This window comes from Micrococcus sp. LASM2_SD2, assembly GCF_057364565.1.
Window position 1 is genome coordinate 1 of sequence record NZ_JBNFOB010000465.1, and the last position, 687, is coordinate 687.

A 687-nucleotide genomic window follows, 5' to 3' on the forward strand; every position below is an offset into this window, starting at 1 on the left:
CGTCCGCGACCAGTGCCGAGAGGGCCCCGTCCGCCCGGCTGAGCCGACGGAAGGCGCCCCGGGTCGGCGCCGAGCCGGTCCCAGATCCGCAGGCGCAGGCGGCCGGCCCAGGCCAGGACGGCGTCGTGGACGGACAGCCGGTCCAGGTAGCGGCAGACCCCGCGGGAGATCCCGAACGCCCGCACCAGCACGATCACGGCCAGCAGGTACAGGATCGGCGGACGATAGGCGGCCATGACGATCAGCCACCCGGACAGGCCCGCCAGCAGGGCGGCCGAGAGGTGGGTGCCCAGGGCCCAGGCGACAGCGGCCCACAGGCCCCTGTCCCGCCAGGGCAGCACCCGCAGGACCGCTCCCGCGCCGGCCCGCCTCGCACCGTCCGCCCCGGGCCCGGAGGCCGGCCGCCCCGGTGCCTTCAGCCTGCCCGGTGCCTTCGACCGGCCCGGTGCCTTCAGTCCGTCCGGTTTTTCAGCCGGTCCGGTGCCCTCTGCGGGCCCGATTCCCCCGGCGGGCGGGACGCCGTCCGCCAGGGCGGGGTCATGCGAGGCGATGAGCAGGGCGACCGGCGGCAGGGACAGCCCGGACACGGTGCCCGTGCGGATCTGCGTCAGCAGGGTGCGCACCCGTGCGGCGGCGGCGCCGTCCAGGTGGGCCGTGGGCTCGTCCAGCAGCAGGAGCCGGGGGGCG

The 687-nt window shown here is 77.4% G+C and carries 1 protein-coding gene; it reads right to left on the reverse strand.

The annotated features are described in order from the left end of the window. Window positions 1–687 (reverse strand): ATP-binding cassette domain-containing protein (locus tag AC2W7A_RS13130; RefSeq protein WP_485991707.1); only part of this gene is annotated, 687 nt, incomplete at both ends.